Origin of the sequence: Streptomyces synnematoformans (genome assembly GCF_039531005.1) — a bacterium.
GTDB lineage: Bacteria > Actinomycetota > Actinomycetes > Streptomycetales > Streptomycetaceae > Streptomyces > Streptomyces synnematoformans.
Window position 1 is genome coordinate 1 of record NZ_BAAAPF010000473.1, and the last position, 3,676, is coordinate 3,676.

General features: G+C 73.8%; 5 protein-coding genes. 4 read left to right on the top strand and 1 reads right to left on the bottom strand.

Annotated elements, in window-relative coordinates:
• The 3 genes from ABD317_RS34590 to ABD317_RS34600 all read left to right on the top strand — a co-directional run.
• A partial coding sequence (locus tag ABD317_RS34590) for a GAF domain-containing protein (RefSeq protein WP_344295471.1) occupies positions 1-324 on the top strand: 324 nt, incomplete at its 5' end.
• A 169-nt stretch (positions 325-493) separates the two neighbouring features.
• Positions 494-1,180, top strand: coding sequence for an iron-dependent transcriptional repressor DtxR (locus ABD317_RS34595; protein WP_344295474.1), 687 nt, complete (start codon positions 494-496; stop codon positions 1,178-1,180).
• A 441-nt stretch (positions 1,181-1,621) separates the two neighbouring features.
• Positions 1,622-2,554, top strand: coding sequence for an alpha/beta fold hydrolase (locus ABD317_RS34600; protein ID WP_344295478.1), 933 nt, complete (start codon positions 1,622-1,624; stop codon positions 2,552-2,554).
• Positions 2,555-2,599: 45 nt separating this feature from the next.
• On the opposite strand, the gene ABD317_RS34605 is transcribed toward ABD317_RS34600, so the two are convergent.
• On the bottom strand, positions 2,600-3,244 hold the full coding sequence (locus ABD317_RS34605) for a hypothetical protein (protein ID WP_027755200.1): 645 nt from the start codon (positions 3,242-3,244) through the stop codon (positions 2,600-2,602).
• A 203-nt stretch (positions 3,245-3,447) separates the two neighbouring features.
• On the opposite strand from ABD317_RS34605, the gene ABD317_RS34610 reads away from it, so the two are divergent.
• Positions 3,448-3,676: hypothetical protein (locus ABD317_RS34610; RefSeq protein ID WP_344295483.1), on the top strand; the 229-nt coding region annotated here is incomplete at its 3' end.

The window sequence follows — 3,676 nt, forward strand, 5'->3', positions numbered from 1 at the left end:
CCGACCGGGCCGCACGGCTTCCCCCTCCGCTACCCCGCCGGGCACCCCGCGCTGCAGGCGGTGGAGCGCGGCGGCACGGTGCGCGCGGGCTGCGGCGGGGTGGACCCGCAGGTCGCGGAGGGCTGGTCGGTGGCGCGGAAGTGGCCGCCGGGCACGATGCACGCGCTGTGCGCGGTGCTGCGCAGCCGGGGGCGGACGCTGGGCGTCGTGACGTTCCTGCGCGGCGGCGGGCGGCGCGGGTTCACCCGGCAGGACGCGGCGTACGCGGAGGACGTGGCCGTACGGGTCGCGGCCTCGCTGGACCTGGCGGAGCTGCTGGGTTAGGGCCGGCCCGGTGCGGGGCCTGGTGGCGGGCCCCGGGATCGGGCGCGGATCGCCTTTTTCCCGCAGATCGGCGGTGAAAGCCAGGCGAAAGTAACGCGCCGGGTCCACTTGTCACCGGGATGAGTCAGAATTAGTGCAGGGCCACCGCACGAGAAATCTAGGGGCACGCATGTCCGGACTGATCGACACCACGGAGATGTATCTCCGCACCATCCTCGAACTCGAAGAGGAGGGCGTCGTCCCCATGCGCGCGAGAATCGCGGAGCGGCTCGACCAGAGCGGCCCCACGGTGAGCCAGACCGTCGCCCGCATGGAGCGGGACGGCCTGGTGCGCGTGGCCGGGGACAGGCATCTGGAGCTGACGGAAGAGGGCCGCATGCTCGCGACCCGGGTGATGCGCAAGCACCGCCTGGCGGAGTGCCTGCTGGTCGACGTGATCGGCCTGGAGTGGGAGCACGTGCACGCGGAGGCGTGCCGCTGGGAGCACGTGATGAGCGAGGCCGTGGAGCGCCGCGTGCTGGCGCTGCTGCGGCACCCGACGGAGTCGCCGTACGGGAACCCGATCCCGGGTCTGGAGGAACTGGGCGAGCTGGCCGAGGTGGACCCGTTCCTGGACGAGGGCATGGTGAGCCTCTCGGCGCTGGGGCCGGAGCCGGGGACGGTGATCATCCGCCGCATCGGCGAGCCGATCCAGAAGGACTCCCAGCTGATGTCGTCGCTGCGGCGGGCCGGGGTGCAGCCCGGCGCCGTGGTGAGCGTGACGGACGCGGCCGGCGGCGTGCTCGTCGGCAGCGGCGGCGAGGCCGCCGAGCTGGACGACGAGGTCGCTTCGCACGTCTTCGTGGCGAAGCGCTAGCGTTCCGGCCCGCCGGTGGCGGGTTTCCGCCGTTGCCGCACATGGCGTTAAGCGGACCGCGGGATTCCTGTCCGAACAGCAGCGCGCCGGGGCCGGGCGTGCCACGCTGTCGCTGACGGCCACAGGGAGGGGTGGGTCTTGCCACTGACATACCCGTGCCCCCGGGCGTGCGCCGGGGGAAGGACAAGGGCCCCGGCGCCTGGCTCGCCGGGGCCCAGCCTCCCCGTGCCGACCCGGAGCCCCGAGCTCCCAGGGTCGTCTCCCCACGGACCCGATGTCCCCGATGCGGGTCCGCCTCCCGATCTCTGTCTCCCCGTGACGACCGCGGCCAATCCCGGGGCCCGGTCACTCGAACGAGGGGTGTTGGATCCAGCACCCCGGCGTTCGAATAGACATTCGATAGCGTGAGCTTCGCCGAACGGATTGGGGGTGTCGGCACACATGGTGCGTCGTATCAACGTGACGGGGGCGGGCGGCCTGCGCCTCGCCGCCTGGGAGTTCGGAGACCCGCCGAAGCGCGGAGCCGACAGCGTCGTGGCGCGCCGGCGGGCGGCGGCCGAGGAGCCGCCGGGGTCCGGTGGGCCGCCGGGCGGCGGGCTGCAGAACCGTCCCGGCGTGCTGTTATTGCACGGACTCATGGGCCGCGCGTCCCACTGGGCGACCACCGCGCGCTGGCTCTCCGCCCGCTCCCGCGCCATCGCGCTCGACCAGCGGGGGCACGGGCGCAGCGACAAACCGGCGGACGGCCCGTTCGACCGCGACGCCTACGTCGCTGACGCCGAGGCCGTCATCGAGCAGCTGGACCTCGCGCCGGTGGTCCTCGTGGGCCACTCGATGGGCGCGCTCACCGCCTGGCAGCTCGCCGCCCGCCGCCCCGACCTGGTGCGCGGCCTGCTCATCTGCGACATGCGGGCCTCCGCGCTGGGCGCGGCCTCGCAGCGCGAGTGGGAGGAGTGGTTCCGCTCCTGGCCGGTGCCGTTCGCCACGCTCGCCGACGTCCGCAAGTGGTTCGGCGAGGACGACCCCGTCCTGGAGCGCCCGCGCCCCGCCCGCGGCGAGTTCTACGCCGAGGTGATGGCGGAGCGCGCCGACGGCTGGCGCCCGGTGTTCTCGCGCCGCCAGATGCTGCGGGCCCGCGAGACGTGGGTGCACGACGCGCACTGGGAGGAGCTGGCCCTCGTGCGGTGCCCGACCCTGGTGATCCGCGGCATCGACGGCGAGCTGGGCCGCGCCGAGGCCCAGGAGATGGTCCGCGTCCTGCCCCGCGGCGGCTACGCCGAGCTGGATGCCGGCCACCTGCTGCACCTGGAGGACCCCGACGCGTTCCACCGCGCCGTCGAGCCGTTCCTGGAGGACGTGCTGACGCCGGAGTGACGGCGGGAGCGGGGCGCGTGGCGCGCCGTACGGCCGGCGGCGGCGCTACTCGCCGACGAACCGGAAGGTCGACGTGATCGCGTCGAACACGTCGAAGAACGAGTCCGCCAGGTCCAGCACCTGGCTGCTGCCCGCGACCAGCGCCACCTTGCCCTCCTGGCCCGGGACCGGGATGAAGGTCTGCATCAGCACGGCGCGGATCGTGCGGTCGTCACCGGGGATCTGGACGTCCTCGACGCCCTGCGTGCGGGCCGCCGTGCCGACGCCCTCGATCTCGACGGTCGAGACCTTCCGCCAGGCGTCGCCCTCCTTCTTCGGCCGGATCTGCTTGATCTGGCCGACGATCAGCGCCGGGTCGGTCGGCAGGAGTTCGCCGCTCTCGGTGCGGGCGCCGATGAGGGAGACGGTGATCGAGCCGGTGACCGGCACGTCGCCGCCGAAGCTCTCCGCCATGCAGCCGCAGTACAGGGCGCCGGAGGCCCAGGCGTCCTTCGCGGCCTTGCGCAGGAACGCCTCCAGCACCCCGCGCTGCTCGGCCAGTTCGGGGTTGCGGCGGACCCGGTCGTTGACCATCTGCCGGATGCCGTCGTCCCGCGACTCGGGCCGTACGTCGAACTCCCACCAGGATTCCGGCACCCGGATCCGGAAGCCTCCGCGCTCGATCGTGAGCGCCTCCATCCAGCGGCTCATGGTGCCCCCTCCGTCGCACGTCCGGTCGTCGCCGGTGCCCCGCGGCCGAGCCGGGCCGCCGTAGTTGTCCACAATCCCGGATACGTGCTGTTCCCGCGAAGCCCGGGGCGGATATCGTTTCGTAGACCCTAGTGTCCGGGCTGAACGCATTTCCGCGGGGGGAAAAGCCGGGGAACAGCCGGGGACGTCCGAGGAGGATCAGCGTGCGCCTCACCCTGACCGTCGTCGATCCGCTCGGGGGCGACCGCGCCGACGTCGTCCTCGACGCAGAAGCGGAGTCGTCCGTCGGCGATGTCGCCCGGGTCCTGGCCGGCCAGCTCGCCTCGGCGCCGCCCCCGGCGGCAGCGCCGCACGCCGTCCAGGTGCCGGCCCAGCACGCCCAGCACGCCCACGCCCAGGCGGCGCACGCGCAGGCGGCCCCCGCGCAGGCGC